Source organism: Desulfofundulus sp. (assembly GCF_049701015.1).
Taxonomy (GTDB): domain Bacteria; phylum Bacillota; class Desulfotomaculia; order Desulfotomaculales; family Desulfovirgulaceae; genus Desulfofundulus.
Genome location: NZ_JBNATZ010000218.1, coordinates 1 through 4,184 on the forward strand (window position 1 = coordinate 1; position 4,184 = coordinate 4,184).

Sequence of the window (4,184 nt, forward strand, 5' to 3'; positions counted from 1 at the left end):
GATCTATGAGGGTACCAACCAGATCCAGCGGCTGGTCATTGCCAAACACCTCCTGCGGGGTTGAACCGGTTGTGTAATTAGCTTTCCCGCTGAAAGCGGCCCAGAATATCAAGGGGGGATTTTCGTGGCCCAAAAAGATAAGCGCATGAGTATTAAAGAAGCGGTGCAACTGATTAACGACGGTGATATGATCACCTTCTCCGGTTTTACCATCTGGCGCCGCCCCATGGCCATTGTCTATGAAATGGTGCGGCAGCGCAAAAAGAACCTGCACCTCATCGAAGTGAACTCGGGTACTCATGGTGAGGTGCTGATCGGGGCGGGCTGCGTCAAGGTCCTGGAAACCTGCTGGATTGGCCATGAGTTATACGGCAAGGTCGGTGCCAATGCCGCGCGCAAGTTGAAGTCCGGGGAACTGATAGTGGAAGATTACAGCCACGTGCACATGATTATGCGTTTTGCGGCCGGGGCTATGGGTGTACCCTACCTGCCGACCCGCGCCTCCCTGGGTACCGACATTCTGAATCCCGAGTATGACGCCCTGGGTAAATATGGCCTGCGGGACGGTTCCAACCCCCGCATCCCCAGGCGCAAGTTTGAATTTTTAAACGACCCATTCTTTGGTGAGCAGGGCGATATAATCCATGTACCTGCGGCACGGCCCAACGTTTGCATTGCCCACGTACAGCAGGTGGGCGATGAAGGTACCGTGCGGGTATACGGGCAGCGTTATTCCGATGCAGAAGCCATCAAGGCCGCCGACAAAGTGATCGTGGTGGCCGAAGAAATCGTGCCGGAAGAGGTTATCCGCCAGGATCCCACAGCCAACCTGATCCCGCACTACCTGGTGGATGCCATCATTGAACAGCCATGGGGTGCCCATCCCACCGGGTGCTTCGGGTACTACGAGGTTGACGGCCAGTTCATTCGCGATTTCTACAACAAGACCAGGACCCAGGAAGGTTTCGATGCGTGGGCGGAAGAATGGATCCTCAAGGTGAACAGTTTTGATGAATACCTCTACAAGATAGGTTTCCGCCGTCTGGATATGCTGCGGGCCAACTCCTCCTACAAGTACAGCACGCGGGTTAAGAGGGGTGCATAGGCAATATGCGTAACAACCACAGTCCGGCTAAGCCCGGGGAATACAAATTGATAGAACTTCTGGCCGTTGCCGGTGCGCGGGAAATCCGGGACGGTGAGGTCGTTTTCGCCGGTACCGGGCTCCCCATGCTGGCGGTAACCCTGGCCCAGAAAACCACTGCACCGCGGGCTTCGATCATTTACGAAGCCGGCTCGATGGACGGCCGGCCGGTCCACCTCCCTTCTTCCGTAGGTGATGCCCGCTGTGAATACAGGGCTTCCGTTTCGTCGGGCCTGTTTGACGTCTTCGGCCAGCTACAGCGGGGGGTCGTGGACCTGGCCTTTCTGGGCGGGGCGGAGATTGATAAGTATGGTAACGTCAACACCACTGCCATCGGCGGTGATTACTACAATCCCGCTGTACGCCTCACCGGCTCGGGCGGCAACCCGGATATCAACTCCCTGGCCAGGCGTACCGTATTCATTATGGTTCAGGAGAAGAGGCGCTTTAAGGAACAGGTGGATTACGTTACCTCGCCGGGCTGGCGCGTTAAGAAGTGGCCCGGCGGTGAATGGGTCACGCGCCAGGAGGCCTTCGGTGCTGCCTTCAGGGGCGGGCCTGTGGCGGTAATCACCAGCATGGCCGTCTTCCGCTTTGATGAGGAAACAGGTGAAATGTACCTGCACACCGTCCACCCGGGCGTTACCGTGGAAGATGTGAAAAACAATGTGGGTTTCGACCTGGATGTAAGCCGCTGCCGGGGCGAAACCCCGCCACCCACCTACCATGAGCTGTACCTGCTGCGTAACGCCATCGATCCGGAGGGACTTTTCCTGGGCAATTGAGCCTGAATAGCGCAGAATTTTAAGCCCGGGCGAAAAGGTTTCCCGGGCTTCTTTTGCCGGTCTGGCCGGCTTTTCTTTTTGCTCTTGTCAAATTTTTAAACTCACACGGGAGGAAGTTGATGAGGAGGTGTAGAAAAAAGTAATCAGGTGTCAACAAAAATAGAAAGCCTCCGGTGAGGTGGAATGGCTTGGACAGGATAACTGGTCCGGCAGAAACAGTAACGCTGGCGCTTGGTGATGTGCTGGATTCGCTTGCCAGCAATGTCGTCGCTATAAACAGGCGGGGCGAAATTTTTTACTGCAGCCCCCAGTTCGCCCGTTACCTTGAGTTGCCAAGAGAGGAACTGGTTGGGCGGCATATTGAAGAATTCTTTCCGGGTACTCCACTCCTGGAAGTACTTAAGGATGGGCGGCCGCAGCTGGGGCGCCGCCTGCAGTTAAAAGACGGGGTTTACCTGGTCAACCGTACGCCTATCTGGCGTAACGGCGAGATAGTGGGGGCTATATCCGAATTTCAAAACATTAACGAGATCCAGAATATCATCGATGAACTTTCCAGCGATAACGCCCGGATCCGGGAATTGAAGAATCTGCTGGAAATAATTCTCGACCTCTCCAGCGACGGGATCGTTGCCATAGACCGGAATTATGTGATTACCATGGCCAACCATAATTTTGCCAGCTTCTGGAACAAAACTCCCGAAGAAATTATCGGTAAGAATGTCTATGAAGTCTACGGGGATTGTAAGCCCGTGTTTCCCAGGGCCATGGAGACGGGGGAAGCGGAATATGGGTACCTGGCCAACCTCAACGGCCATGAAGTTATCGCCAACCGCGTGCCGCTGGTCCGGGACGGGGAAATTGTCGGTGCCCTCGGGGTGGTGGCCTTTCGGGATGTGGAAGAGTTATACGCCCTGATCAAAAAGATCCGCCATCTCAAAAGCGAGCTGGACTATTACAAAGGAGAGCTGGAACGGGTTCACCGCAGCAAGTTCAGCTTCGACCAGATTATCGGCCGCAACAAGCAATTCGAAGCTGTCAAAGAGACTGCCCGCCGGGTGGCCATGACCGGTTCCACGGTCCTCATTCTGGGTGAGAGCGGCACTGGCAAGGAACTTTTTGCTCACGCCCTGCATACTGAAGGCCTGCGCAGTAAGGGGCCGTTTATCAAGGTGAACTGTGCGGCGGTGCCCGAGAATCTCCTGGAGTCGGAGTTGTTCGGGTACGTGGAGGGAGCCTTTACCGGAGCGCGTAAGGGCGGCCAGCCCGGAAAATTCGAGCTGGCCCATGGGGGCACCATTTTTTTGGATGAGATTGGTGATATGCCCATGTCCATGCAGGCGAAGCTCCTGCGGGTCCTCCAGGAAAAGGAAATTGAGCGGTTGGGGGATACCAGGCCCCGCCGTGTTGATGTCCGCGTTATTGCCGCTACCAACCAGAACCTTGAAGAACTTATAGAAAAAGGCCGTTTTCGGGAAGATTTGTATTACCGCATCAATGTGGTTACCTTGACTATTCCCCCTCTGCGGGAACGCATGGATGACCTGGAACTCCTGGTGGAGCACTTCATTAAACATTTCAACCGCCAGTTCGGCCAGCGTGTAACCGGGGTTTCCCGGGAGGTTATGGAGATACTGATGAACCACCACTGGCCGGGGAACGTGCGGGAACTCGAGAATGTGCTGGAACGCGCCTATAACGTGCTGGACGGCACCGTTATCCAGAAAAAACACCTGCCACTTTACCTGCAAAAGGCCGGTCTGGCCGGGGGACAGCGGGCGGGGCAGACCGGCCTGCCCAGGCTGGTGGAGCAGGCGGAAAGGGAAGCCATTTTAGAGGCCCTGGCCGCCACCAACGGCAACAAGAGGCAGGCGGCCCAATTGCTGGGCATATCGCGGGCCGGCCTGTACAAGAAGTTGAAGCGGTACCAGATAGGTTAGGGGTGCTGTATGCGCAGCGCTTTTTGTTACCAATGAAAGGGACAAAGAGGATGTCCCGGTTTTTTGTAGAATGAGATTAAAACGTAGTTCAATAATGTCAAAATAAAATGGGAAATTGCTACTGACATTGCCTGGCAATAAGCCTGTCGGAACAGGAAGGGGTATTTAACATTATGCCGAGAACCAGAACGCAGGAAGTAAATACTATCCAGTCAGTGGAAAGGGCCATCAAGATCCTGGAGTATCTATGCCGCGGGCCAGCCTCCCTTTCTGAAATTAGCAGGGAACTGGGGCTTCACAAAAGCACTGCCTTTG

Annotated in this window: 4 protein-coding genes; all 4 read left to right on the plus strand. The window is 55.0% G+C overall.

Features of this window, described 5'->3' with window-relative positions:
- Positions 1 to 124 precede the first annotated feature (124 nt).
- A complete protein-coding gene (locus ACPLUI_RS11795; protein ID WP_424660458.1) occupies positions 125 to 1,105 on the plus strand; it encodes a CoA transferase subunit A in 981 nt (326 codons plus the stop codon).
- A gap of 5 nt (positions 1,106 to 1,110) precedes the next feature.
- Entirely contained in the window at positions 1,111 to 1,929 is an 819-nt protein-coding gene (locus ACPLUI_RS11800) for a CoA-transferase subunit beta (RefSeq protein WP_424660459.1), read from the plus strand.
- Between the two features lie 188 nt (positions 1,930 to 2,117).
- On the plus strand, positions 2,118 to 3,869 hold the full coding sequence (locus tag ACPLUI_RS11805) for a sigma 54-interacting transcriptional regulator (RefSeq protein WP_424660460.1): 1,752 nt from the start codon (positions 2,118 to 2,120) through the stop codon (positions 3,867 to 3,869).
- Positions 3,870 to 4,042: 173 nt separating this feature from the next.
- Positions 4,043 to 4,184 (plus strand): helix-turn-helix domain-containing protein (locus ACPLUI_RS11810; RefSeq protein ID WP_424660461.1); only part of this gene is annotated, 142 nt, incomplete at its 3' end.

Excerpts from the sequence above, each read along its gene's own strand:
- ACPLUI_RS11800 (WP_424660459.1), top strand. The coding sequence starts at position 1,111 with ATGCGTAACAACCACAGTCCGGCTAAGCCCGGGGAATACAAATTGATA.